Raw genomic sequence first — 25,794 nt, 5'->3', positions numbered from 1 at the left:
CGCACAGACCACAGGCGTGCACGCACAGCCGATCCGGGCCCGGCGCCCGCTGCCAGGGTCCCTGCCATCCGCAGCCCCGGCAGTGAGGAGACCGCCATGACCGCCCCCGACACCATCGTCCTCATCCACGGCTTCTGGGTGACCCCGCGCAGCTGGGAGCACTGGAAGAGCCACTACGAGGCCCGCGGCTTCCGCGTGCTCACCCCCGCCTACCCGGGCTTCGAGGTGGAGGTCGAGGCGCTCAACGCCGACCCGACGCCGGTCGCCGAGGTGACGCTGCCGCAGATCGTCGACCACTACGCCGCCGTCATCAGCGAGCTCGACAGCTCGCCGATCCTCATAGGGCACTCGGCCGGCGGCGCGATCACCCAGCTGCTGCTCGACCGCGGATACGGCGCCGTCGGCGTCGCGCTCAACTCCGCGCCCACCGAGGGCGTCCGCGTTCTGCCGCTGTCGCAGCTGCGCTCGACGTGGACGGCGTTCAAGAACCCGGCCAACCGGCACCGCGCCGTCCCGCTCAGCGAGGAGCAGTGGCACTACGCGTTCACCAACACCTTCGACGACGACGAGTCGCGGCGGCTGTACCAGCGCTACGCCATCCCGGCGCCGGGCAACATCATCTGGAGCGGCGTGCTGGCCAACCTGATGCCCGGCCCGCAGGACGCCCACGTCGACTACAAGAACCCGAACCGCCCGCCGCTGCTGTTCGTCTCCGGCAGTGAGGACCACATCATGCCGCCGTCCGTGCAGTGCTCGAACGCCGCGCACTCAAGGGCGACACGGTCACCGAGGTCCGCGAGGAGGCCGGCTACCCGCACCTGCTGCCGGCCTCGCCGGGCTGGGAGCGGATCGCCGACGAAGTGTTCGACTGGGCGCTCGCCCACACGACGGGGGTGCGGCCGGTCACCGGTGCGCAGTGAGGCTCACCCACGTCGGCGGGCCCACCCTGCTCGTCGAGGTCGCCGGCTGGCGGATCCTCACCGACCCGACCTTCGACCCGCCCGGACGGCGCTACCGGTTCGGCTGGGGCACCGGCTCGCGCAAGGTCGCCGGCCCCGCGCTGCAGCCGGCCGAACTGCTCCCGGTCGACGCCGTCCTGCTCACCCACGACCACCACGCCGACAACCTGGACGACGCCGGGCGCGCGCTCCTCCCCTCGGTGCCGGTGGTCGTGACGACGGCGTCCGGCGGACGGCGGCTGGGCGCCCGCGGGCTGCGACCGGGGGAGTCGACGGTGCTCACCGCCCCGGGCGCCCGGACGTCGAGGTGACTGCCACCCCCGCGCGGCACGGTCCGCCGTTGAGCCGTCCGGTCGCCGGGGACGTCGTCGGCTTCGCGCTGCGCTGGGACGGCGGCTCGCTGTGGATCTCCGGCGACACCGTGCTGTTCCGCGGGTTGCGCGAGGTCGCCGAGCGGCTGCACGTCGACGTCGCCGTCCTGCACCTGGGCGGGGTGCGGTTCCCGGTCACCGGGCCGCTGCGGTACTCGATGACCGGCCGGCAGGCGGCCCGGCTGGCCGCGCGGCTCGACGCCCCGATCGTCGTCCCGGTGCACTTCGAGGGCTGGAGCCACTTCGTGCAGGGCCGCGCCGCGGTCGAGCGTGAGCTGGCGCGAGCACCGGACGACGTCCGGCGTCGGTTCCGCTGGCTGCCGATGGGGGAGCCGGTCGAGGTCGGGACGGCGTAGCGGTCTACGGGTGTGGCAGCCGCGGACCCGCCGGCTCGTTTGGCAGGCTGGGCCGGATCGCCCGAACCGGCGACGCCGAGGGAGGGAAGCGCGCGTGGAGCCTGTGCCACCGTCACTCTTCGACGACGACGTCGAGGCTGAACCGGACCACGTCCGGCGCATCGCCGACACCGAGCGGCCGCCGGTCCCGACGCCGGTCGAGCGGTGGACCAGCCTGTCCGCCTGCGTCCTCGACGCCGTGTGGAGCGTGGGCGCCGACCACGACAGGGTCGTCGTACCGCTGGTGCACCGGGTCCTGACGTCGGCTGCGACGGGGCCGCTGCTCGCGGACTCCCGGCCTGAGGCCGACAGCCACCCGCTGCCGCGCCTGCTCACCCGCTTCCCGGACGAGCAGGCGCTGGAAGCTGCTGCGCAGAACAGGCAGCGGACGTCGACCCGCGGCGGCGTGACCAAGGCGGACGCCGCACTGCGCTTCGCGCGGACCCTCGTCACGCACGGCGTCCTGGGGGTCGAGGACCTGCCGCGGCTGCTGGCGGACCCGGCACTGTGGTCCCGCCTCGACCGCGCGCTCAGCCGGGTCCCGGGTGAGGGGCAGCACGGAGCGCGGCGGAGCCACTTCTGGGCGCTCTGCGGTGTCGACGACCGGGATCGGACACCTCGTCCCTGAGGCTGCCCAACTCATGACGAGGGCACGATCCGGCGGCAGGGTCTGGACAGCACAGCGGCCCGTGTCCCAGGGGGACACGGGCCGCTGGATGAGCGGGACCTACTGGATAGCCCAGACCAGGGCGGTGTCGTCGAAGGAGAAGCTCTCCGATACCTCGACCTGGCCACCGGCGATCGCGGCCGGCGGCAGGTCCATGCAGACCTGGTAGGACGCCGTGCCGCCGGCGAGCAGGGTCGGGACGCTGGACGCCTCGTTCGGGACCACCGCCATGCAGCTGGTGGTGTCGTACTTGCGCGCGTCGGTCCCGACGAAGTTGGTCGAGAGGTCGAGCCACGGGTCGCCCTCATCGGTCCCGTTGTAGGTGACGGTGAGGTCGACGAGGACGTACTGGCCGGTCGGCGGCTCGTTGAACGAGTTCTCGCCAGCGATGACGTCGTTCGCGTCCTGCGTGACCGAGTCCACGGTCACCGTGTACTCGCCCAGCTCACCGGTCTGCCCGAGGGGCAGGACCGCGTCGGTGGCCGCAGGCGCGTCCGCCTCCTCGGCGACCGGCGCCTCGACCGGCGCGACCTCCGGGGCGAGGGCGTTCGGGGTCGACCCCATGGACGAGTTGAGCTCGTCGGTGACCTCGTCGATCACGGAGCTGTACAGGGCCTGCGTGACCAGGACCCCGACGATCGCGACGACCGAGAGGATGACGCCGGACAGCGCGAGGCCGAAGCCGGTCCGCTTGCCCCGGCGGGCGGAGATCAGCGCAGGGATGCCCAGGCCGAGCCCGACGACGGCGAGGACCGCGGCGACGTTGTTGATGATGGGCACCCAGCACAGGACCAGCGCGAGGATGCCGAGCACCAGCGACGCGACGGCGAGCCCGGAGCCCTTGCGCGGCGCGGGCGGCTGGGCCCCGTACTGCGGGTAGCCCGCGGGCGGCATCTCGTTCGAGTACTGACCGGGGGGAGGGCCGTAGGCGGGCTGGCCGCCGGGGATCGGCGGGGTCGTCTGGGGCTGGTACGGGTGGGACATCGTGCTCCTACGGTCACGGGCCGAGCTGACGCCGGCATCCCGGTAGGTATCGAACCTCGATCGTCCGTCTTGAGCCGAATCGGCGTGATGTATCCGATCGAGGGAGGTGGGGCACCAGTGGGATCCAGGTGTTCGGCCGATCCGCGGGTGGTCACCCGAGGCCGGTGACGTGGCAGGGTGCGGCGGGTGGACATGAGGCTCGAGCTCGTGCCGATCCCCGTGGCGGACGTCGACCGGGCCAAGGCCTTCTACGCCGACGGGCTCGGCTTCACCGTCGACCTCGACCTGCGTCCGGGCGACGGGTTCAGGTTCGTGCAGCTGACACCGCCCGGCTCGGCCTGCTCGGTCGGCTTCGGCACCGGGCTGCCGGTCTACGTGGTCCCGCCCGGTCCGGTCCGTGGGCTGCACCTCGTCGTCGCAGACATCGAGCAGGCCCGCGCCGAGCTCGTCGGCCGGGGCGTCGAGGTCAGCGAGGTCGTCGACGTCGGCGGCGGGGTGCTCTACGCCTCGCTGTCGGACCCCGACGGCAACGGCTGGGCGCACCAGCAGATCCCTGCTGACCGATCGGCGGCCCAGGGCCAGGTGTGGCGGAGGTCCGGTGCCGGAGCCGAGGACGTGACGGCATGAGCCTGCAGATGCGTGCGCTCGAGGTCGCCATGCGGCTGGCCTTCAAGCCGCGGATGGCCACCGTCGTCCGGGCCCGCAAGCGGCTCGCCGCCCCGAAGGGCAGCACCGAGCCGCCGGCCCGGCTGGCGGAACGGCACGACGTCCGCACCCGCGACGTCGACGGCTTCGAGGTGCACACAGTCCTGCCGCGCGGGCGGACGCCGCAGCGCGCCGTCCTCTACGTGCACGGCGGCTCCTACGTCAGCGCCATCGCCCCGCAGCACTGGTCGCTCATCGGCGCGCTCGCCGACGCCGGCGTCCGCGTCGAGGTGCCGCACTACGGGCTCGCCCCGCAGCACACCCACCGGGACGCGTATCCGTTCGTCACCGAGGTCCACCGCCAACTGCTAGACGACGCGGACGACGTGACGATCGCCGGTGACTCCGCCGGTGGTGGGCTCGCGCTCGGCCTGGCGCAGACGCTGCCCGACGCCCGCCTGCCGCAACCCACGCGCATCGTGCTGCTGTCCCCGTGGTTGGACCTGACGCTCGGCCACCCCGACCTCCCGGCCGTCGAGGCCCACGACCCGTGGCTGTCCAGCGTGGGGCTGCGGGTCGCGGGGGAGGCCTGGGCCGGTGGTGGCGACCCGACGCAGCCGCGGCTCAGCCCGGGCAACGGGGAGCTGGCCGGGCTCGCGCCGATCGACGTGTACGTCGGCACGCACGAGATCGGCCTGCCCGACGGTCAGCTGCTCATCGAGCGGGCCAGGGCGGCCGGCGTCCTCGGGCACGCGGAGGTCTGCGAGGGCGCCGTCCACGTCTACCCGCTGACGCCGACACCGGAGGGGCGGGCGACGACCCGGCGCATCGTGCAGCGCATCGCCGGCTGAGCCGCGGGCGCGCCGGACGGGACGGCGTGGCCGGTACGACCACAGTCCGACCGGCGTCGCCGCGTGGCCGGGACTGTCGGACCCCCGTGGCAGCGTCGCGGCGCACGGTCACGGGGGCGGTCTCAGCAGGAGGTACGGGTGGGCGAGATCGGGGTGGTCCGCGGACAGGTGTGTCCGGCGTGTGGGGTGGAGGACGCCGTCCGCTTCGTCCCTGGCATGCCGGACCCCGAGCTGGTCCGGGCCGCTGAGCGCGGACTGGTCGTGCTCAGTGGGTGCGTGGTGGTGGAAGGCCAGGCGGAGTTCCGTTGCCGGGCCTGTGCGCACGAGTGGGGGTCTCCCGACGACCCGACCACCGACGAGCAGGAGCTCGCCGACCTCGTCGGTGTCCAGTACGAGGACGTCGTCCGAGCGGTGGGCACGGGCTGGCGGCGAGCGGACGAGGCGCACAGCGGGCTGACCTGGTTCGTCAGCGGACGCCCCGCTCAGGTCGCGCTCGGGGTCGGGGGCGGGATGGTCGTGCTCGGCGCGGTCCCCGCAGGTGGGCTCCTCGACGCCGAGGACGCGGGCCGCGTGTTCAGCCGGGACGACCTGCTGTGTGCCCCGGAGTGGCTGGCGCAGGCAGCCGACGAGATCGCCCGTGCTCGCCGGCGCTCCTTCCGCTGGTGCCCCGTCTGCCGGGAGCCGCACCCGCCCGAGGAGTTCGCCGGGTACCGCGGGGTGTGCGTCGACTGCGCGGAGCGGCATCACGGTCTCGGTCGATGAGCGGGGGACGGCGGCGGGTGGACGCGCACACCGCATCGGTGGGCGGGCACCACAACCAGGCACGACGGCTGAGCTGATCTACCGCGTCGCCCTCATCCGCCCTGACGTCGCGCGGTTGGTCGGGTACGAGCGCCGTGATCCTCAGGGAGCCAGGAGGAGCCGTCCACGCGCCCTCGACGCCGGAGGATCGCGCCGCAACCCGGCGGATCGTGGCGTGCATCGCCCGACACGGAGACGTTCCACCGGCGTCGCACAGCTGACACCCGAGCAGGACGGCGCATCCCTAGCGTCCGCGGCCACGAGTCGCTGACCAGGGAGAGCGCCATGACCAGTGCCAGGAGCGGCGTCACCTACGCCGCTGCCGACGACGGCTACTTCGAGAAGCGGGGCCTCAGCCGCACCGCCGGGTTCTGGGGACTGTGGGGGATGGGCGTCGCCGCCGTCATCTCCGGTGACTTCTCCGGCTGGAACTACGGCATCGCCGGTGCGGGGTGGGGCGGGTTCGCGGTCGCCTGCGTCATCGTCACCGCGATGTACCTGGCGATGATCGCCAGCATCAGCGAGATGTCGGCCGCGATGCCGCACACCGGCGGTGCCTACTCCTTCGCCCGCGCCGCGATGGGGCCGTGGGGCGGCTTCATCACCGGCCTGGCCGAGACCATCGAGTACGTCGCCACCACCGGCGTCGTCGTCTACTTCTCCGCCACTTACGCCGACGCCATCACCGACGAGCTGTTCGGGCTGTCGATGCCCGCCTGGATCTGGTGGGTCATCCTCTACGCCGTCTTCCTGGCGGTGAACGTCTCCGGCGCCGAGCTGTCGTTCAAGGTCGCCACCGTCGTCGCCGTCCTGTCCCTCGGCGTGATCGCCGTCTTCGGCGTCATGGCGCTGTTCTCCGGGGCGCTGGACTTCGGCAGCCTCTTCGACATCGAGCCCGAGCCGGGCAACTCGACGTTCCTGCCGTTCGGCTGGTGGCAGGTCGTGCTGGCCCTGCCGTTCGCGATGTGGCTGTTCCTCGGCATCGAGGAGCTGCCGCTCACCGCCGAGGAGGCGCACACCCCGGCCCGCGACATCCCCAAGGCCGGCATGCGCGGGATGCTCACGCTCATCGCGTCCGGCGCGGTCGTCGTCGTCCTCAACCCCGCCGTCACCGGGTCCGCCGCGATCGGGGAGTCGGGGGAGCCGCTGCTCGACGGGTTCCGCGCGATCCTGCCCAACAGCGACGTCGCGGCCGTCCTGTCCGCGTTTGCGCTGATCGGGCTGCTCGCGTCGCTGCAGGGAATCATGTACGCCTACGGCCGCAATATCTACTCGCTCTCCCGCGCCGGCTACTACCCGAAGGCGCTGTCGGTCACCGGCACCCGCAAGACCCCGTGGGCGGCCCTGCTCGTCGGCGCGGTCATCGGCTTCGTCGCCCTGCTCGCCGTCCAGTTCGGCGGGGACGCCGCGGGGAGCATCGTGCTCAACATCGCCGTCTGGGGCGCGGTCATCGCCTACGTGCTGCAGATGGTCAGCTACGTCCTCCTGCGCCGGAAGTTCCCCGCCGCCGACCGCCCGTACAAGAGCCCGGTCGGCGTCCCGGGTGCGGTGTTCGCCGGGGTCATCGCGACGCTGATCTTCATCGGGGTCATGACCAACGAGGACTACCGCCCGGCGATCGTCGCGATCCTCGTCGTCTTCGTGCTCGGGCTGATCGGCTTCGCGCTCTTCGGCCGGCACCGGCTCGTGCTCAGCCCGGAGGAGGAGTACGCGATGACCGGCGGCCTGCACAGCACGACGGACGACGAGGCCGCCGAGCCGGCGCGGACGCCGATGGTCTGACGCGAGCGCCGCCGGGCGAGGGCTTGTGGTCGTCGCCCGGTGGTGCCGCGGGGGCGCGTGGGGCGGATGACTTCACGGTGCAGCCCGCCCCGCATGTCCTCGCAGGTCGACGACGTGGACCGGCACACGATGGGCCGGTTCGCAGCTCGACCAACGGGGGCCCGGCATGTCGTCACCACGTCCATCAGCCGTCGAGGAGCGCCTGGCGCTCTGGGCGGAGAAGAACCCGGCCAGCCCGGTCCGGTCGGTGGTCGACCACGCCAGGACCCTCGGCTACACGGTGGTCGCACCGGACGGGGACGCGAAGTACCTCCGCCTGGTGCTCGACACCTCCGCCGGTCGGGGGACCACCCTGTACGTCGACAACTTCGGTCTCACCGCCGCGGGTGCGTCGACGAAGGCCTCAGCGGCCGCCATGCCGGGCGCCGTCGTGCGGGCGAAGGACGTCCGGCTGCCGTTCAGCGCCACCGACCCGATGGCCGTGCTCGACTCGTTCCGCCGCGAGGCGACCGGCGTCCCGGCCGGGCCCGGGCACCAGCCGACGGTGCAGTACCCGCTGCCGCCGGTCGGCGCCAGTGCCCACACGGCGCCTGCGACCCGGCGCCCGCCGGTCGTGCTGGCCGTCATCGCCGCCGTCGTCCTGCTCCTCGTCGTCGCCGGCGCTGCCGACAGCGGGTCCTCCGGCGCCCTCATGATGCTGGGCTTCGCGGTCCTCGTGGTCGGGGTCGTCGCGGCCGTGCGCGGGGGCGCCCGCTGGGCGCACATCGCCTCCCGTCGCGCCGGCGGGGTGGTCGCCGCCGTGGGCGTCGCCGCGCTGATGGCCAGCTTGGCCACGGCTCCGGCTCCGAGTCCCGCGGTGGCCGCCGCGACGCCCAGCGCAGAGGTGACCGCGCCCGGTCTCGACACCGAGGCCGCCACGATGGCCGCCGAGGCGCGGCTGCTGCTCACGGAGACCGAGGAGGCGGCCACCGCGGCCTCCGTCGACGTCACGACCGGGCTGCTCGGCGACGCCGCGGCCCAGACCGCCGTCACGAGCGCCCAGCCGACCACGGCGCTGGCCGCGCTGGCCGCCGTCCCGGTCAAGGGCCGTGCGCCGAAGACCGGCTACGACCGCGACCAGTTCGGTGCCGCGTGGGCCGACGTCGACCGCAACGGCTGCGACACCCGCAACGACGTCCTGGCCCGCGACCTGACCGCGGAGACCTTCAAGCCGGGCACCCGCGACTGCGTCGTGCTCACCGGCCAGCTCGCCGACCCGTACTCCGGGAAGGGCATCAGCTTCGTCCGCGGCCAGGACACCAGCGCCGCCGTGCAGATCGACCACGTCGTCGCGCTGTCCAACGCCTGGCAGACCGGCGCGCAGGGCCTCGACGCCGCCCGGCGCACCGCCTTCGCCAACGACCCGCTCAACCTGCTGGCCGTCGACGGTCCGCTGAACATGCAAAAGGGCGACGGTGACGCCGCCACCTGGCTGCCGCCGGACAAGGGCTACCGCTGCGCCTACGTCGCCCGGCAGGTCGCGGTCAAGGTCAGCTATGGGCTCTGGACGACGCAGGCTGAGCACAACGCCATCGCCACCGTGCTCAGCGCCTGCCCGGACGAGCCGCTGCCCGGCGGCGTCGTCGCGGACGTGCCGGTACGGACGACGGCTGCGCCCGCCACGACCGCTGCACCGGAGCCCGTCCCGGCTGCACCCAGGTCGAGCACCCAGCCGGCGCCCGCTCCCAAGCCCGTCCCGGCCCCCGTCCCCGTTCCCGTCCCTGCGCCTGCGCCGGCCCCCGCACCCGCGCCCGCGCCTGCGCCGGCCCCCGCTCCCGCTCCCGCTCCCGAGCCCGAGCCCGAGCCCGAGCCCGAGCCCGAGCCGGCCGACGTCCAGTACGCGAACTGCGACGCCGTCCGGGCGGCCGGGGCGGCGCCCATCCGTGACGGAGACCCGGGCTGGCAAAAGAAGTTCGACGGAGACGGTGACGGGGTCGGCTGCGAGCCCAGGCGCTGACGGCCGAGCGTCCCGGGCGGAGCCGCCCGGGACGCGGAGGCGTGGTGCTGTGCGCCACATCCGGATGGGCCTCGTCCAGCGAGGTCAGCGGTCGGCGCCGCCCACGGTCGGTGACCGGTCCCTCAGAAGAGTGGCGCTGGTGCGACTGTCGGGTCTCGGATCTGTGGCAGCCGGGCCCGCGGGCCGATGATCGTCCCGTGGACAAGACGGTGGCGCCTGCGGTCGCGTCCCCGCGCGTCATGGCGAACGTCCTCAGCGTCTTCTACCTGGCCGGCGGGGTCGCCGGTCTGCTCGGCGCCTCGGGCGCGGCGGACGGCGCCGGGCGAGCCGTCCTCTTCGCACTGGCCATCACCGCGCTCCTCGCCGCTGCTGTCGTCGGCTGGTTCGGACCACGCTGGCCCCGCGACCTCTTCCACCTGCCCGTCGCGCTGGCGGCCGGGCTCATCAGCATCGCCGTGCTCGCGGCACCGGACGGCCCGACCGCCATCCTCGCCGCCGCGCTGATCACCCTCGTCTCGGTCGATGCGTGCTACTTCTTCCAGCTCCCGCTGGCCGTCACGCACCTGGCCGTGGCCCTCACCCTGGTGACCGCGGCACTGTTCGCCCGCGACGACGTCGACCCGCGCACCGCCCTGGGCGTGGACGTCATCGTCTTCGCCCTGGCCTACGTGGCCCGTGCGCTGGTCCTCCGCGCCTCCGGCGCCAGCCGTGACCCGCTGACCGGGCTGCACAACCGGCTCGGCTTCGACGAGGCGCTCGACGAGCTGATGACCGGCGTGGCCCGCACCGGCGGCCAGCTGTCCGCCGCGCTGCTGGACCTGGACCACTTCAAGCAGATCAACGACACCGCCGGGCACCAGGCCGGGGACCGCATGCTCTGCACGGTCGCCGACGTCTGGCGCGCCGAGCTGCCCGCCGACGCCGTCCTCGCCCGGCACGGTGGCGACGAGTTCTCGCTGCTGCTGCCCGGTGTGGGCGGCGACGAGGCCCTGGTTCTGGTGCGCCGGGTCAGCGCGCTGCACCCCGGTGTCGGGCTGTCCTGCGGCGTGGCCGAGCACCGGGCGGGGGAGACCGGGTCGCAGCTCATGCGTCGGGCCGACCGCGCCCTCTACGCGGCCAAGGACGGCGGCCGTGGCCGCGCTGCTCTCGACGAGGAGCACGAGCCCGGCCGCACCACGTCCCAGCAGCCGGCCGGCTCGTGAACACCTCGTGACGCCGCGTCACCTCGTCGGTGGTCTTCGTTACCGTGGCTCAGCAACCGCACAGTCGGCCCACCGGGGGTCGGCTGAGGAGCTGGGGGACACATGCACACGAGGACGACCGGCGTCATCGGCGTCGCGGCACTGGCACTGATCGTCGGCTCGGCGGCACCGGCCGCGGCCGCGCCGGGCGGGAAGCCGGTGCAGCTGACGATGTTGGCCACCACCGACCTGCACGGCCGCGTCCAGGACTGGGACTACTTCCGCAACGCCCCGTACACCGAGCGCTCGGGCGACACCACCGGTCTGGCCCGGGTCTCCTCGGCCATCGACTCGGTGCGCGCAGCGAAGGGCGAGGACAGCGTCTTCGTCGTCGACAACGGGGACTTCCTGCAGGGCACGCCGCTGACCTACCTCGCCGCCCAGCAGTCCGGCGAGGGCGAGCACCCGATGGCCGCGGCCTACGACGCGATCGGCTACGACGCCCAGGTCGTCGGCAACCACGAGTTCAACTACGGGCTGGACACCCTGGCCGACTACGTCGGCGACGTCGACCACCCGGTCCTCGGCGCCAACGTCGTCGACGCGGCGACGGGTGAGCCGTACCTGCGGCCCTACACCCTCCAGCAGATGCACGTGCCCGGCAGCAAGCCGGTCACCGTCGGCATCCTCGGCCTCACCACCCCGGGCTCCGCGATCTGGGACAAGGGCAACGTCGAGGGCCGGGTCGAGTTCCGCGACATGGTCGAGACCGCGGCGAGGTGGGTGCCGATCGTCGACGCGCAGGCCGACGTCGTCGTCGTCCTCTCCCACGCCGGCGTCGGCGGGACGTCGTCCTACGCGTCCGACACCGTCCCGACCGAGAACCCCACCGACGTCATCGCCCGCACCGTGCCCGGCATCGACGCGATGGTCGTCGGCCACACGCACCTCGACCGACCCTCGCAGGTCGTCACCAACGAGGTCACCGGTGAGGACGTGCTGCTCACCCAGCCGTACCGCTGGGGTGCCACCGTCAGCCAGGTCGACTTCTCGCTGACCAAGACCCGCGGTCAGTGGGACGTCACCTCGGCCACCGCGACCGCGCTGCGCACGAAGGACTTCCCGGAGGACCCGGAGGTCCTCGAGGTCGTCGCCGACGCGCACCAGGAGACCGTCGACTACGTCAACCAGGTCGTCGCGACCTCCACCGAGCAGCTGACCACGCTGACCAGCCGATACGAGGACACCCCGATCCTCGACTTCATCCAGCAGGTGCAGACCGAGACCGTCGACGCCGCGCTCGCCGGCACCGACCGGGCCGACCTGCCGGTGCTGTCCATCGCCGCACCGTTCAGCCGCGAGGCGGTCTTCCCGCAGGGGGACGTCACCATCCGCGACATCGCCGGGCTGTACGTCTTCGACAACACCCTCGAGGCCGTCGAGCTCAGTGGCGCGCAGGTGCGCGCCTACCTGGAGAGGTCAGCGGGCTACTTCACCCAGGTGCCGGCCACCGGCGCCGTCGACCCCGGGACGATCACCAACGCCAACGGGACCCCGGACTACAACTACGACGTGCTCTCCGGCGTCGACTACGACCTGGACGTGTCCCGGCCCGTGGGCTCCCGGGTCACCCGGCTCGAGATCGCCGGCGTGCCCGTGGCCGACGACGACCGGTTCGTCGTCGCGGTGAACAACTACCGGCGCTCGGGCGGCGGGGGCTTCCCCGCCATCTCCACCGCGCCGGTCGTCTACAACGAGCAGTTGGAGATCCGCCAGCTGCTCATCGAGTGGGCGCAGGAGCGCGGCGTCATCGACCCGGCCGACTTCTACACCGAGAACTGGCAGCTCGTCCGCAACGGTGTGCCGCTGCTCGACTGACCCGACCCGGTCCACCTCGCACCCGCGGCGCCGTCGAGCTCGTCTCGGCGGCGCTGCGGGTGCAGTACGTCAGCGGACCGTCATCGGCGGGTCCAGCGCTCGCGCCGCTGGTCCACCCACGGGTCCTGCGGCTCACCCCAGCGGGGTGGGTGAGCTCGCGGCCACGTCAGGACGGTCAAGCAGGACGGCGCCGGTGTCGACCACGGACAGGTGAACCTGCTGCGTGCACCCGAGGTCGCCACGCCCCGCGCGATGGCCGCGATGGTCGCCGCCTTCTACCTGGTCGGCGGTGTCGCGGGGCTGCTCCTCACCTGGGGCGGGCACGGGCAGGGGACGGCGCGGACGGTCATGGTCGGCATGTCGCTCAGCGCGCTGCTGTCCGCACTCGTCGTCGCACGCTGGGGCAGCCGCTGGGACCGCAACGTCTTCCACCTGCCGATCGGCTCAGCCGCCCTGCTCGTCGACATCGCCGTCCTGCTGGCCCCGGACGCCGGTACCGCGGTCGCCGCGGCCGCGCTCGTCGCCTTCACCGTCATGGACGCCGTCCTGCTGTTCACGCTCTACGTCGCCGCGGCGCACGTGCTCGTCGGGCTGGCCGGGGTCACGATCGCGCTGACCGTGCAGGGCGACGTCAGCCTGGCCACCGCGCTGGCCCTGGACTCGGTGATCGTCGCGCTGGCCGTCGCCACCCGGGTGCTCGTGCTGCGCGCCGCCGACGCCGGCCGCGACCCCCTCACCGGGCTGGCCAACCGGCGCGGGTTCGACGAGGCCCTGCAGCACCTGCTGGCCGACCTGTCTCGCAGCAGGGAGCCGCTGTCCGCGGCGCTGCTGGACCTCGACCACTTCAAGGCGATCAACGACACCCGCGGTCATGAGGCTGGTGACCAGGTGCTCCGCCGGGTCGCCGACGAGTGGACCCGTGCGCTGCCGCCCCGCGCCGTGCTGGCCCGGCACGGCGGCGACGAGTTCGCCCTGCTGCTGCCCGGGTTCGCCGGTCCGGCCGCGCTGGAGCTGCTGCGCCGGCTGTGCGCCGACCACTCCGCCGTCCGGCTGTCGGTCGGCGTCGCCGAGCGCCGCGTCGGGGACGGCGCCGCCCAGCTCATGCGCCGCGCCGACCAGGCGCTCTACGCCGCCAAGGCCGCCGGCCGTGGCCGGTGCGAGCTCGACAGCGAGGGCGTCGCGGACCCGGACCAGGAGCTGGCCCGCGACCTGGCGTCGGCGCTGGCCTTCGGCGAGCTCGCGGTGCACCTCCAGCCGATCGTCGAGCTGTGCTCCGGCACGGTCGTCGGCGTCGAGGCCCTGGCCCGCTGGACCCACTCCCGGCGCGGACCGGTCGCACCCGACGTCTTCATCGCCGTCGCCGAGCGGCACGGGCTGATCGGCGCACTCGGCGAGCAGGTGCTCACCGCCGCCTGCACCCAGCTGGCCGCCCTGCACCGCGACACCGGACGGCGGCTGCGCCTCGGCGTGAACGTCTCCGGCCTGCAACTGTCCGACCCCGGTTACCCCGCGCGGGTGGCCGCCGTCCTGGCCGAGACCGGCTGGCCGGCCGGGGAGGTCGTGCTCGAGGTGACCGAGAGCCTGCTGGAGGCCGACTCCGCGGTCGCGGTCGCCGCGTTGCACACGCTGCGCGCGCTGGGCATCCGGGTTGCCCTCGACGACTTCGGCACCGGCTACTCCTCCTTCAGCCGGCTCGACACGCTGCCGGTCGACGTCCTGAAGGTCGACTCCTCCTTCATCGCCACGACCACCAGCTCGGTGCGCCGAGCGCAGATGCTGCGCAGCATCGTCGACCTCGCCCAGGCGCTCGGGATGGACGTGGTCGCCGAGGGCGTCGAGACCGCCGAGCACGACGCACTGCTGCGCGGCATCGGCTGCACCTTCGGGCAGGGCTGGCTGTACGGCCGTCCGATGCCGCTGGCCCAGCTGGCGTCGACCCTCGCGGCGCGCCCGCTCGTCAAGGCCGGCTGAGCCGTCCGGACGACGTCGGTCGCAGACGGCGACCCGTTCGAGAACGGCTGAGTGGCCAGGCAGCCGCCGTGTTGATGCGGACGGAGCTCGTCACCAGCGCCTGCTGAGCGGGTGCAGGTGGCGCCGCCTCCGCCTACAGCGCGCCGCCGCTGACCCGGTGGCCGCAACACGGCTCTGAGCTGGTCTTTCAGCTTGTCTGCGCCCCGTCTAGGCGATAGGATCGAACACACGTTCGAACGAGGCGGGAGGGTCATGGGCGAGCTGCAGTCGGCTCTCGAGGCGCTGGCTGCCGACGACCTCACCCCGGTGTTCGGGCCGCAACTGCTCGAACGGCTGGCCCCTCTGTTGCAGGCGCACAGTGCTCTCCTCGCAGAGATCACCCGCACGGTGCGCGAGTGCGACAAGACCGGCGCCGCCGAGCACGACGGGCTCAAGACCATGCAGTCGTGGCTGCGCGGGCACGGTCGGCTGTCGCCCGCGTCGGCGTCCCGGCTGGTGGCCCACGGTCGGGCGCTTGAGCACCTGCCGGCCGTCGCAGCCGGATTCGCCACCGGCGCCCTCACCCCTGACCAGGTCGCCGTCGCGGCCCAGGTGGCCACGCCCGAGCGGCTGGCCCAGGCCGCGGCGCAGGACGTCGACGTGCGCGGGTTCGACGAGGCGCTGGCGGAGGCCGCCATCAACTCACCGGCCCGACTGCCGGAGGTCGTCGCGATCTACCTGGCAGCCCTCGACCCGGACGGCCCCGAGCCCGACCCGACCGAGGGGCGGCGGCTGTTGATCGCCAAACACGCCGACGGGAGCGTGTCCGGCCGCTTCGACCTCGATGCGGTCGGCGGCGAGAAGGTGCAGGCAGCGCTCGAGTCGATCGTGCAGGCCGCCCGGCCGAAGGGTGACACCCGCACCCGCGCCCAGCAGAACGCCGACGCGCTGGTGCAGCTGTGCGACAACCAGTTGGCCAGCGGTGACCTGCCGTTCCTGCGGTCGGAGAAGCCGCACCTCGTCGTCACCATCGGCATCGAGGACCTGCTCGACCCCAGTGCCGGGCCGCACGCCGCCGAGACCGGCTTCGGCGCCACGATCTCCGCGGCGCAGGCCCGCTGGGCGGCCTGCGACGCCAAGGTGTCGCGGATGGTGCTGGACGCCGACGGGCTGCCGCTGGACGTCGGACGGTCCAAGCGGCTGGTCCCGGCGCACATCCGTCGGGCGGTGGAACGTCGCGACCGGCACTGCGTCTTCGCCGGGTGCTCCGCGCCTACCCACTGGTGCGACGTCCACCACCAACTGGAGTGGCTGCGCGACCACGGCGACACCAGCCTGGACAACTCGGCGCTGCTCTGCGAACGCCACCACACCAAGGTCCACCACGGGTTCCGGGTCGAACGACCACCGGACGGCCGATGGCGCACCTACCGCCCCGACGGCACGGAGATCGTGATCGGTCCAGTAGTGCTGGTCTGATGCTCGCGTGCGCACTGCTCGGCTGTGGCCGGCAGTTCCTCGGTCAGCCGTCGTACGCGGGTGTCACGCTGACCGCCACCGCGCGCGGTCGTCGCCAGCCTTGGTGCTGCAGACCATCGGCGTGCCCTTGACCGTCTGACCCCGTGCGCCCTCGGTCGCGCAGAAGGCTCCTGGAGTCACCGCGCCGGCTGCGGGTGCAGGTGCGGGTGCAGGTGCGGGTGCGGGTGCCGGTGCCGGTGCCGGTGCTGACGTCGTGATGGGAGCCGGAGCCGGCGCGGGCGACGGACTCGCCTTGAGTGCTGGTGCTGGTGCTGGTGCTGGTGCGGGTGCCGGTGCCGGTGCCGGTGCCGGTGCCGGTGCGAGCTTGGGCGACGGACTCACCTTGGGTGCCGGGGCGGGAGCAGGCTTGGCTGACGAACTCGCCCTGGGTGCCGGCGTCGGCTTCGGTGCGGCCTTGGACGTGCTTGGCGCCGCCTTCGTGGTGGTGGGCGTGGCGGCAGGGGCGGTCGTCGCAGGACTGGCCTTGGCCTGCGGCGCCGGACTGGATGCAGCGGTCGGCGTCGGAGCGGGTGAGGGCGCCGGTGCCGGTGCCGGCGACGGGGTCGTCCTGGGGAGGTGCTGACTCGCCCTGGCGTCGCTCAACGGCCTCGCGGCGGTGGGCGTCGCGACGCTCGGGGAGACCAGGGCACCGACGACGAGCGCGGCCAACCCGGTCGCTGCCACTGCGCCGGCGACCTTCCGCGAGCCGATGAACGCCCACCGCGCGCGGCCGCGGATCAGTGCAGCGACGCCGATGAGCACCGCGAAGACGCCGAGGAAGGCGAGTCCGCCACCAGGTCCGCTGGTGACCGCACCGAGGACGACGAAGAGCAGTACGAAGGCGCCGACCACCCCGAAGGCCACCCACTGCCCGTCGCTCCGGCTCGGTCGAGCGCTCTCCGTGGTGGGGAGACTGCGGGTGTCATCGCTGAACTCGTGCACAGGGCCCTCCAAGGCTCGCAACGGCCGGAACGTAACCGTCCGCGGCGGTCAGGCCCAGCGTCGATGGACGGCGAGCGGCGCGTCCGCCTCACTGATCCCACGCGTCGTCCCGGGCACCACTCCCGTGCACGAGATCAGCCAGCGGGAGTGGGTCGCCCGATGCGCGCAACGCCATGCCCGGACGCCTCATGATCGGGTGCCGGCGCGGGTCGCCGAACGGAGCCAACGCGCGGCGAACAGCTCGTCGCGGGTGAGGCCAGCGGTGAGCGGAACGCTCACGCCGGAGCATGGGCGTGCGCTGAGCTGACCCCGTCCGACGGCCCGTTCCTGACTGGAGGAACGGGCCATCGTTGTCTTGACTGCCTCAGTCAGAGGTAGCCGCCGATGTCGGGGGCGCGGTCGGTGAGGTCGGCGCGCTCCTCGCGCAGCGCGTACAGCTCCGCCAGCGTCGAGGCACCGGTCGGGGCGGTCGCCGCGGCACCCAGCCACGCCTGCGCCTCCGGGTGGGTGAGCCGGGCGAACTCCACCTTGCTCAGGCAGCGGCCCGGGCGGGTGATCGCCGGGTGCAGGCTGCCGACGTCCTCGTTGGTGGTCAGCAGCACGACCACCCGCAGGCCGTGGCCGAGGATGCCGTCGCACAGGTTGAGCAGCCGGCCCAGTGACGCACCGGCGCGCAGCTTCGCGTCGGTGCGCAGGTACTCGTCGCAGTCCTCAGCCACCACCAGCCGCCACTGCTTGTCGTCGTCGTCCCCACGGTCGCCGTCGACGCCGGCGACCTCCAGCAGGTAGCCCGGGTCCTCGAACAGCCGCTCCGGGTCGGTCACGTAGTGCGTCTGGCACCAGGCCGACCACTCCCGGCTCAGCGCCCGCGCCGCCGTCGTCTTCCCCGTCCCGGGCTCGCCGTGCCACAGCACCAGCCGCCCGGCCCGGCTCTCGACGTCCGGCATGGCCATCAGCGCGCCCAGCGGCGCCGCGGTGCGCGCGGCGTAGTTGCCGGCCACCTCCGACCAGCCCGGTGCGCTCACCTCGCGGGAGGACATCGAGCCGTCGCCGTCCTTGGACGCCGACCAGAACCGCATCCGCACCGTGCCCTCGGGCACCGCCACCGCCGCCCGCGCCGCGGCGACCACCCCGGCGACGACGGCCTCCACCCCGGCGGCCGTCGCACCGGCCGCCCGCACCCGGGTGACCGCCCGCCGCCGCTCCAGCTCCAGAAGCACGCCGGGCAGCTCCACGCACAGCGTCGCGTGGTGGTCGAACCGCTGGTCGACCCGCAGCTCCGCGCCCTCGGGCACCAGCGCCGCCAGGTCCTCGACCCCACCGGGCACCGACTCCGAGCGGTAGTGCGGCAGCGCCCCGCTCCACTGCACCTGCACCATCAGCGCGGTCGCGACGTCCTCCACGAAGTCCAGGGACAGCCGGGGCACGACGGGCAGCGTCACGGGAGGTCTCCTGAGCAGGTCGGGTGGACGAGGCCGGTGGACCGTACGTCGGGCCACCGACAGGAACCAGCGAGATACGCAGCGTCAGGCGGCGATGATGAGCGGGCCCGCGGGCTCGCGGGTCACCCGGCTGGCGCGCACGGCCGTGGCCAGGGCGCGCTCCAGGTGCGGCACCAGCACCGGGTGCCGGCGCGGGTGGCCGAACACCGCCAGCGTGCGGGCGAACAGCTCGTCGCGGGTCATCCCCGCACTCGCCCGGCACAGCGCCACCATCGCGTTGCCCAGCTCCTCGGGCGCCACGTGCTCCAGCGGGCGCTCGTCGAAACCGGCCTGCCGGCGGAAGCCCGTCCACGTCGCCGGGTCCACGCCCTCGGGCCAGCGGAACTCCGCCTCGGGATCGGGCAGCAGCGCCAGCACCTCCGCCGTCCGGGCCGCGTTGACCCGGGCCACCCCGAACGCGGCGGCGGTCAGCTGCACCAGCCGGTCGCGGTGCACCGGGCCCTCGGCCGCGATCCCCGCCACCAGCACCCGCCGCACCTGCGCGGCCACCTCCGGGTCGGCCAGCTCGCGGAACGCCCGCGGGTCCCCCGACGACGACGGCGTCCACGGCACGAACGGCCGCTCGCCGGGCAGCACGGCCGGGCCCACCGACGGGCGCGCCGTCGTCCGCACCGGCTCGGCCGGGGCCGGAGCCTGGGCCGGGACGCGGGCGGGCGGCGGGACGGGCACGTGCGGGGCCTCCGGCCGGGGGGTCTCCTCGACCGGTGCGGGGACGGCCGGGGGCACCGCCTCGACCGCCGCGACCAGCCGGTCGAGCACGGCCTCGCGGTCGGCCAGCCACGCCGGCAGCCACACCCGCGCCACCGCCGGCCACCCCAGCCGCTCGCGCAGCGCCTCGTCGGGCAGCCCGTCGGCGACCGTCGGCTGCGCCGCCCACGCGGGGCCGTCCAGCAGCACGGCCAGCACCGGGCGCTCCGGGGCATCCGCCGCGGCCACGATCAGGTCCAGCCGGGACGACGACAGCCCCACGTCGGTGCGCACCACCAGCCCGCGCGCCCGCAGGCCGGCGGCGACGTCCTCGCGGTGCGGGTCCGGTGCGGCCAGCCCCCGGGGCAGCGCCGCGGCCCCGGTCAGCACGTCCAGCCAGGCGCGCAGGTGCCGCACGCCGGTCAGCGCCGTCGCGTCGTCCCGCAGCTGGACCGGGTCGAAGGAGGCGAAGACGACGACCTCGCGGCTCGCGCGGGCCACCGCCCCGGCCAGCACCCGCTCGCCGCCGGGCCGGCTCAGCGGGCCGAACTCCGCGGGCAGGTGCCCGTCCGCGTCGGGGGCGCAGCCGAGGGAGAACAGCACGACCTCGGCCGCCGGGACGTCGGTGACCGGGGCGACGGTGACCTGCCCGGGCTCGACGTGGTCGCGCAGCAGCTGCTCGACCAGCGCGCGCTGCGGCTCGGTGAGGGTCACCACGGTGACCGACCGGCCCGACTGCCGGCGCACCTCGGCGACCACGGCGTGCGCCTCGGCCGGGTTGGTGCCCTGCAGCTCGCCGGCCGCGCGCAGCACCGCACCGGGCACCCGGCGCAGCGACACGGCCGGGCCGGTGGGGGAGGGGAGCGTGGCCAGCAGCCCGGACAGGTACGTGCGGTTCGCGAAGGCGACCAGCGACTCGTCCCGGCTCGCGTGCTGCACGGTCAGGTCGCGGCGGGGCACACCCGCCGCCAGGCACGCGGTGGTCAGGTCGCCGGGCGATGCGGCCAGCGGGTCGCCGACCACCACCGCCGTCCGGGCGCGGCTGAGCGCACCCAGGCCGGCCACGACCGGGAGCCCGCCGTCGACGACGACCAGGTCGAAGCCGTCCGCACCGGGCGGGAGCAGCCGGGCGACGGCGTCCGGCGAAGCCAGCACCACCTGGCCGTCCCCGGGGACGACGGCGGCGCGCCGGGCGGAGGCAGCGGCGAGGTGGTCGCGCACCGCGGCGTCGAGGTCGGCGCCGGCGTCCGGGCCGGCCGCCGCGGAGCGCTCGGCCAGCGAGGTCACCGCCAGCCCCCGGTCGAAGGCCGCCGCCGCGTCGGCCGCGGCGATCTGGCCGGTGAGCAGGGCGGCGCGCAGCTCACCGAGCCCGGCGGCGTCCAGCAGCCGCAGCTGCTGCAGCAGGTCGCGCCAGCGCCCCAGCGACGGCAGCCCGAACTCCTCCATCGCGCGCTCGTCCCGGGTGGTCTCCCAGCGCGGCACGAACCCGGTGCCGCACCACTGCGCCCACCGCTCCGGCGTGGGGCGCACCACGGCGAGCAGCCCGGCCAGCGCGTCGCGCAGCGCCGCCACCGCCGCGGCCGACGCCGGGTCGTGCGGCGGGTCGGTGTCCAGGTAGCGGCGCAGCGCCGGGGTGAAGGGCCGCGACCGGTCCATCGCCGCCCGCAGCTCCCGCAGCCGGGCCACCTGCCGGTCCACCAGCCCGGGGTCCAGCAGCGGGTTCCACGACCACGGCACGCGCAGTCCGGCGACGTCCCCGGCGTAGGTGGCCAGCTCGCGCATCGCCGTCTGCACCTCCAGCAGCGACGCCGTGAGCTCGGGCAGTTCCGCCGGGTCGACGACCGCGTCCGGCACCAGCACGGGGGCGATCAGCTCGCGGACCGCCGCCAGCCGCTTGGCCCGCCCCATCCGGCCGGACGACGCCGCGGCGCGAGCGGACTCGGCGAGCTCCACCAGCGGCTGGTCCAGCGCCTCGGGCAGGGCGACGTCCAGGCCGGGATGGGGGAGCGCGACGAACGCGGCGACCTCGGCGACCAGCTGCTCGACCGTCTCCGCCCAGTCCGGGAGCCCCGTGCGGTCCAGCTCGACCAGCGGCACCGGGACGCCGGAGAGCACGGTGACCACCGCGTCGAGGTCCTCGGGCTGCACCGCGGCGGCGACGACCCGGGCCAGCGGTCCGGCCGGGGGCAGCAGCGCGAGTGCTGCGTCGACGGCGACGACCGCGTCGGCCAGCACCACCGGGTCCAGCTCCGGGTCGTCGAGGAAGCCCCACGGGTGCCCCGGGCGCGGCCGGGTCGGGTCGGCCACCGCGGGCAGGCCGGCCAGCACCCGGCGGACGGCGGCGGTGGTCCGCACCGACGCGGTGGCCACGAACGTCTCCGGCACCGGCAGCACCGGGGCGTCCGGCGCGCCGTGCAGCAGGGCGCCGTGCGCGCGGTACAGCGACAGCCCGGCGGAGTTCGGCGTGTGCAGCCGGGCGGCGTGCGCGGCCAGGGCGCGGCGGGCGGCACCCAGGTCGGCGGCGCTGGCGGCGGCCGGCCGGGACGGGCCGAGGGGAGCCGCGCCGGAGAGGTCCTGCACCCGCCCGGCCAGGCCGGCGGTCCCGAGCCGGTCGGCGAGGGCGGCCAGCGCAGCCGGGCGTGCGGCGACGACCAGCACCCGCCGGCTCCCGGCGACGGCGGCCGCGGCCAGCGCGGCGACCGTCTGGACCGCACCGGTGCCCGGGGCGGCGGACAGCACGGTCGTCTCCCCGGCCAGCGCCGCGGCGACAGTCCGCAGCTGCGAGCCGTCGGCCGGCAGCGGGAGGGAGTCCGCCAGCGCCTCGAGGTCGGGTGTCCCGGCGGTCGGCGGCTCGGTGTCGCGCGCCCACCCCGGCGCCGGGTGCAGCAACGTGGAGACCAGCGGCGGGCGGCCCGGCCCGGCCACCGCCCGGACGGCGTCCTCCCGGGTGCGCAGCGCCGCGGCGGGCACCAGGGCCAGGTCGGCGGTCGGCTCGACCCGGTGCGGGAGACCCGCCGACGCCAGGGCCGAGCGCAGCGCGCCGAGGTCGGCGGCCAGGTCGGGCACCGCGCCGTCGGCGGGCACGTCGACGCCGAACCGGTCGTGCAGCTCGGCGAGCAGGCAGTCGTTCCAGGCCGGCGCGCTCCCGGGTGCTGCGGACACCCGGTGCGCGTCGCTGCCGGGCACCGGCGTGAGGACGACGGGCACCAGCAGCAGCGGGGACCGCACCGCCCGGCCCTCCCGCTCCCACGCCACCGACCCCAGGGCCAGGTGCAGCTCGGCGGCGCCGGTGCGCGCCACGGCGTCGCGGGCCCGGGCGGTGAGCTCCCGCAGCCGCGGCAGGTAGGCCACCTGCGGCAGGTCGGTGTAGACGCCGGCGTGCCGCTCCAGCAGCTCGGCCAGCTGGTAGGGCGGCAGGTCGCTGCCGGCGCGGATGCCCCGGGCGCGCTGGGCGGCGCCGAGCTGGTCGGCGGGCAGCAGGGTGAGCGCGGTCCCGGCGGCCAGCAGGTCGGCCAGCGCGGGCAGCCGCAGCGACCGCACGCCCAGGGACACGGTCCCGGGGCCGAGCTCCAGCAGTGCGTCGCGGACGCCGTCGGGCAGGGCGAGCGGGTCGGCCGGCGGCGATGGCGTGGTCGGCCGCCGGTCCGGGCCGGGGGTGGGCAGCGGGTGCACGCCGTCGGCGCGGGCGCGGTGCACGTCGGTGACCCCGAGGACCCCGTGCCGGTCCCCGGTCAGCCAGGTGGTGGCCGGGATGCGGTGCAGGTCCCCGAAGGTGGCCGACGCCGAGCGGCTGGTGAGCATCGTGGTCTCGACCAGCTGCACCTCGCCGCGGTGCACCTGGTCGGCCAGCCCGGTCACCTCGGTGGTGGCGGTCGTGTCCGCGTCGCGGTCGGTGCGCCGGTAGCCGAGGAAGGCGTGGTCGGCGCACACCCACAGCAGCGGCCGCAGGCCGGCGTGCTCCAGGGCGGCGGCCAGCACGACGACGGTGTCCAGGCTGCTGCCGATCCGGTCCTCGAGCACCTGCGTCGGCGTGCGCACCGGCTGGGCGAGGGTGGTCCAGTCGGGGGAGGGGGCGGCGGCCCGGATGCCGCGCCGGCGCATCGCCTCCACGATCGCGGCCGCCGTCTGGTCGACCCGCTCCGCGCTGGCCGCGCCGGCGACCGAGGCGTCGCCGGTGCGCCAGTACAGGGTGTCGGTGGCCGCACCGACCAGCGCGGCGACGGCCGGGTCGTCGGGCAGCACGTGCGCGGCCAGCGTCTCCAGCGCCAGCGGGAGGGGGGCGGCCAGCCAGGAACCGGCGGCCAGCACGGTCACCGGGCTGCCCGCCCGGCCGACCAGCTCGCCGTCGCACTCGGCGACCACCTCGACGCTGCCGATCCCGGGGGCGGTGCGCGCGGCGAGCACCCCGGCGTCCAGCAGCAGCGGGACGTCGGTCAGCGCGACCGTGCGGCCCGGCTCCAGGTCGCAGCGCAGCTCGACCGGGGCGCCCAGCGGACCGTCGTCGGTGGTGACCGCGACGGTGACGCGGACGTCGCGCAGCGGACGGTCCCCGCCGGTGAGCGTCAGCCGGGTGACCACCGGGGCACCGAGCCGGGCCAGCGCCTCCCCGACGACGGGCACGGCGGAGACCGTGACGGCCGTGCGGCCGGCTGCCCCGTGCGGGACCGGCGGGGGGCCGGGGTGCGCGCCCATGGTGCCTGTCTACCCGCACCCCGCCGCGCGGACCCGGACCCGGGGGTGCTCCTGTGACCGGTGGGACGGGTGGTCCGCAGCCGCCGTTCCAGGCACTCTGTGTCACGAACCCACCACTCAGGGGGGTGAGCCGGGGAGGCCGTCGGTGACGCGCGATCAAGCTGTCGTCGGGCAGGACGATGATCGGGGGGTGAGCTGGTCGACGGCACCTGCGGTGGCGACTCCCCGCATGATGACGCGCACCCTGGCGACGTTCTACGTCTTCGCCGCGGTCGCGGGCCTGCTGGCCGCCCTCGACCCGGGGTTCCCCGAGCGGTTCCGCTGGGCCATGGTGGCCCTGTCGGCCAGCGTGCTGACCTGCGCCGGCATCGCCGTCCGGTGGGGCCCGCGCTGGCCCCGCAACGCCTTCCACCTGGCCGTCGGCTCGGCGTCGGCGCTGATCGTCGTCGCCATCCTGGTCAGCCCCGACCCGGCCACCGCCGTGGGCGCGGCGACCCTGATGTCGTTCATCGCCGTCGACGCGTGCTTCTTCTTCAGCCTCCCGCTCGCCTGGGCGCACATGGTCTTCGCCGTGGGCGGGATGGTCACCGCGCTGGTGCTGCAGGGCGACGTGCCCACGTTCATCGCCGTGGCCCTGGCCCCGATCATCATCGCGCTGGGCACGGTCACCCGCGGCCTGGTCATCCGCGCCTCCAGCGCCAGCCGCGACCCCCTCACCGGCCTGGCCAACCGGCGCGGGTTCGACGACTCGCTGCAGGAGCTGCTCACCACCACCGCGCGCACCGGCGAGCGGCTGTCGGCGGTGCTGCTCGACCTCGACCACTTCAAGCAGGTCAACGACGCGCGCGGGCACGAGGCCGGGGACCAGGTGCTGTGCCGGGTCGCCGACGTGTGGCAGCACGAGCTCCCGGCCGGTGCGGTCTTCGCCCGGCAGGGCGGGGACGAGTTCGCGCTGCTGCTGCCCGGTCTCCGCGGGGCCGAGGGGCTGGCCCTGGTGCGGCGGATCGTCGCCCTGCACCCGGAGATCTCCATGTCCTGCGGGGTCGCCGAGCACCAGGCCGGCGAGACCGCCGCCCAGCTGATGCGCCGCGCGGACCGCGCGCTCTACGACGCCAAGGCCGCCGGGCGCGGCCGGTGCGAGCTCGACGGCGGCGTCGCCTGCCAGCTGGCCCTCGACCTCGTCGCCGCCCTGACCGCCGGCGACGTCCACGTGCACGTGCAGCCCATCGCCGACACCGCCGACGGCACGGTCGTCGGCGTCGAGGCCCTCGCGCGGTGGACCCACCCCGAGCTGGGCGCGGTGCCGCCCGAGGAGTTCATCGCCGTCGCCGAGCAGAACGGGCTGGTCGCCGCGCTCGACGCCCACGTCGTCCGGACGGCGTGCGCGCAGCTGGCCGGCGTGCGCACCGCCCGGGGCGAGCAGCTCACCGTCGGCGTCAACGTCTCCGGCCGCGAGCTGACCGACCCCCACTACCCGGCCCGGCTGCAGGCGCTGCTGCGCGAGACCGGCTTCCCGGCCGAGCACCTGGTCCTGGAGGTCACCGAGACGCTGGTGGAGGCCGACTCGTCCACCGCGGTCGAGGCGCTGCACCTGCTGCGCGCCACCGGCCTCAAGGTCGCCATCGACGACTTCGGCACCGGCTACTCCTCGCTCAGCCGGCTCGACACCCTGCCCGCCGACGTCATCAAGCTCGACCGCTCGCTGGTGGCCACGATCGACTCCTCGCCGCGCCGCCGGCAGATGGTCGGCAGCCTGGCCGCGATGTGCCGCGCGCTGGGCCTGGACGTCACCGCCGAGGGCGTCGAGACCGCCGGGCAGGCGCAGGTGCTGGCCGCCATCGGCTGCACCTTCTCCCAGGGCTGGTTCCACGGCCGTCCCGTGCCGATCGCCGAGCTGCTCGCCTCGTCCGCCGTCCTCCCCGCCACCGGGGCGCCCGCGCGGTGATGCTCGTCTCCGCCCGCCCGGTCCACCCGGGGGCGGAGGCCGCGCCAT

General features: G+C 74.9%; 18 protein-coding genes and 1 pseudogene. 16 read left to right on the top strand and 3 right to left on the bottom strand.

The genetic code is table 11. From position 1 onward, the window contains the following. Positions 1 to 96 precede the first annotated feature (96 nt). The 5 genes and pseudogenes from O2W14_RS20020 to O2W14_RS18145 all read left to right on the top strand — a co-directional run. Positions 97 to 705: pseudogene (locus O2W14_RS20020) on the top strand (alpha/beta hydrolase); the annotation flags it as partial. Between the two features lie 44 nt (positions 706 to 749). Next, a complete protein-coding gene (locus tag O2W14_RS18160; RefSeq protein WP_269177528.1) occupies positions 750 to 920 on the top strand; it encodes a hypothetical protein in 171 nt (56 codons plus the stop codon). Further along, positions 917 to 1,270 carry an MBL fold metallo-hydrolase gene (locus tag O2W14_RS18155; protein ID WP_269177527.1) on the top strand — a complete coding sequence of 118 codons (354 nt, stop codon included), beginning with the start codon at positions 917 to 919 and terminating at the stop codon, positions 1,268 to 1,270. The genes O2W14_RS18160 and O2W14_RS18155 overlap by 4 nt, the downstream gene beginning before the upstream one ends. Next, on the top strand, positions 1,267 to 1,686 hold the full coding sequence (locus O2W14_RS18150; RefSeq protein WP_269177526.1) for an MBL fold metallo-hydrolase: 420 nt from the start codon (positions 1,267 to 1,269) through the stop codon (positions 1,684 to 1,686). The genes O2W14_RS18155 and O2W14_RS18150 overlap by 4 nt, the downstream gene beginning before the upstream one ends. Before the next feature lie 94 nt (positions 1,687 to 1,780). Next, complete coding sequence (locus tag O2W14_RS18145; RefSeq protein ID WP_269177525.1) at positions 1,781 to 2,353, top strand: hypothetical protein; 573 nt, start codon at positions 1,781 to 1,783, stop codon at positions 2,351 to 2,353. A gap of 99 nt (positions 2,354 to 2,452) precedes the next feature. On the opposite strand, the gene O2W14_RS18140 is transcribed toward O2W14_RS18145, so the two are convergent. Beyond that, positions 2,453 to 3,376, bottom strand: a complete 924-nt coding sequence (locus tag O2W14_RS18140; protein ID WP_269177524.1) for a DUF4190 domain-containing protein — start codon at positions 3,374 to 3,376, stop codon at positions 2,453 to 2,455. Positions 3,377 to 3,583: 207 nt separating this feature from the next. Here O2W14_RS18140 and O2W14_RS18135 point away from each other — a divergent pair, with 207 nt between their 5' ends. The 10 genes from O2W14_RS18135 (at position 3,584) to O2W14_RS18090 (ending at position 16,561) form a co-directional block, all read left to right on the top strand. Further along, entirely contained in the window at positions 3,584 to 4,003 is a 420-nt protein-coding gene (locus O2W14_RS18135; RefSeq protein ID WP_269177523.1) for a VOC family protein, read from the top strand. Beyond that, a complete protein-coding gene (locus tag O2W14_RS18130; protein ID WP_269177522.1) occupies positions 4,000 to 4,872 on the top strand; it encodes an alpha/beta hydrolase fold domain-containing protein in 873 nt (290 codons plus the stop codon). Before O2W14_RS18135 ends, O2W14_RS18130 begins: the two co-directional genes overlap by 4 nt. Before the next feature lie 216 nt (positions 4,873 to 5,088). Further along, positions 5,089 to 5,634 carry a hypothetical protein gene (locus O2W14_RS18125; RefSeq protein ID WP_269177521.1) on the top strand — a complete coding sequence of 182 codons (546 nt, stop codon included), beginning with the start codon at positions 5,089 to 5,091 and terminating at the stop codon, positions 5,632 to 5,634. A gap of 324 nt (positions 5,635 to 5,958) precedes the next feature. Beyond that, on the top strand, positions 5,959 to 7,455 hold the full coding sequence (locus O2W14_RS18120; protein WP_269177520.1) for an amino acid permease: 1,497 nt from the start codon (positions 5,959 to 5,961) through the stop codon (positions 7,453 to 7,455). 166 nt (positions 7,456 to 7,621) lie between these two features. Then, positions 7,622 to 9,451 (top strand): GmrSD restriction endonuclease domain-containing protein, encoded by a 1,830-nt coding sequence (locus O2W14_RS18115; RefSeq protein WP_269177519.1) that lies wholly within the window; start codon positions 7,622 to 7,624, stop codon positions 9,449 to 9,451. A 197-nt stretch (positions 9,452 to 9,648) separates the two neighbouring features. Next, a complete protein-coding gene (locus tag O2W14_RS18110; protein ID WP_269177518.1) occupies positions 9,649 to 10,653 on the top strand; it encodes a GGDEF domain-containing protein in 1,005 nt (334 codons plus the stop codon). Positions 10,654 to 10,755: 102 nt separating this feature from the next. Next, complete coding sequence (locus tag O2W14_RS18105) at positions 10,756 to 12,510, top strand: bifunctional metallophosphatase/5'-nucleotidase (RefSeq protein ID WP_269177517.1); 1,755 nt, start codon at positions 10,756 to 10,758, stop codon at positions 12,508 to 12,510. A 210-nt stretch (positions 12,511 to 12,720) separates the two neighbouring features. Continuing rightward, a complete protein-coding gene (locus O2W14_RS18100; RefSeq protein WP_269177516.1) occupies positions 12,721 to 14,481 on the top strand; it encodes a putative bifunctional diguanylate cyclase/phosphodiesterase in 1,761 nt (586 codons plus the stop codon). A 252-nt stretch (positions 14,482 to 14,733) separates the two neighbouring features. Then, a complete protein-coding gene (locus O2W14_RS18095; protein WP_269177515.1) occupies positions 14,734 to 15,939 on the top strand; it encodes an HNH endonuclease signature motif containing protein in 1,206 nt (401 codons plus the stop codon). 406 nt (positions 15,940 to 16,345) lie between these two features. Further along, positions 16,346 to 16,561, top strand: coding sequence for a hypothetical protein (locus tag O2W14_RS18090; RefSeq protein WP_269177514.1), 216 nt, complete (start codon positions 16,346 to 16,348; stop codon positions 16,559 to 16,561). Positions 16,562 to 17,288: 727 nt separating this feature from the next. Here O2W14_RS18090 and O2W14_RS18085 read toward each other — a convergent pair. Both O2W14_RS18085 and O2W14_RS18080 read right to left on the bottom strand, forming a co-directional pair. Next, complete coding sequence (locus O2W14_RS18085; RefSeq protein ID WP_269177513.1) at positions 17,289 to 18,362, bottom strand: DUF5925 domain-containing protein; 1,074 nt, start codon at positions 18,360 to 18,362, stop codon at positions 17,289 to 17,291. Between the two features lie 84 nt (positions 18,363 to 18,446). Further along, the gene (locus O2W14_RS18080; RefSeq protein WP_269177512.1) at positions 18,447 to 23,729 is read right to left on the bottom strand and encodes a DUF4011 domain-containing protein; all 5,283 of its coding nucleotides are present in this window, start codon (positions 23,727 to 23,729) and stop codon (positions 18,447 to 18,449) included. Positions 23,730 to 24,015: 286 nt separating this feature from the next. Between O2W14_RS18080 and O2W14_RS18075 the strand changes: the two genes are divergently transcribed. Then, positions 24,016 to 25,746, top strand: a complete 1,731-nt coding sequence (locus O2W14_RS18075) for a putative bifunctional diguanylate cyclase/phosphodiesterase (RefSeq protein WP_269177511.1) — start codon at positions 24,016 to 24,018, stop codon at positions 25,744 to 25,746. Positions 25,747 to 25,794: the final 48 nt, after the last annotated feature.

Source organism: Modestobacter sp. VKM Ac-2986 (genome assembly GCF_026967795.1).
GTDB lineage: Bacteria > Actinomycetota > Actinomycetes > Mycobacteriales > Geodermatophilaceae > Modestobacter.
Note: the sequence above shows the minus strand (reverse complement) of the source record. Positions and strands in the feature narration are given on the sequence as shown.

What these genes read in the sequence shown, in the direction of transcription:
- O2W14_RS18130 (WP_269177522.1), top strand. Translation starts at nt 4,000, where the DNA reads ATGAGCCTGCAGATGCGTGCGCTCGAGGTCGCCATGCGGCTGGCCTTC.
- O2W14_RS18095 (WP_269177515.1), top strand. Translation starts at nt 14,734, where the DNA reads ATGGGCGAGCTGCAGTCGGCTCTCGAGGCGCTGGCTGCCGACGACCTC.
- O2W14_RS18125 (WP_269177521.1), top strand. Translation starts at nt 5,089, where the DNA reads ATGCCGGACCCCGAGCTGGTCCGGGCCGCTGAGCGCGGACTGGTCGTG.
- O2W14_RS18120 (WP_269177520.1), top strand. Translation starts at nt 5,959, where the DNA reads ATGACCAGTGCCAGGAGCGGCGTCACCTACGCCGCTGCCGACGACGGC.
- O2W14_RS18115 (WP_269177519.1), top strand. Translation starts at nt 7,622, where the DNA reads ATGTCGTCACCACGTCCATCAGCCGTCGAGGAGCGCCTGGCGCTCTGG.
- O2W14_RS18140 (WP_269177524.1), bottom strand. Translation starts at nt 3,376, where the DNA reads ATGTCCCACCCGTACCAGCCCCAGACGACCCCGCCGATCCCCGGCGGC.
- O2W14_RS18105 (WP_269177517.1), top strand. Translation starts at nt 10,756, where the DNA reads ATGCACACGAGGACGACCGGCGTCATCGGCGTCGCGGCACTGGCACTG.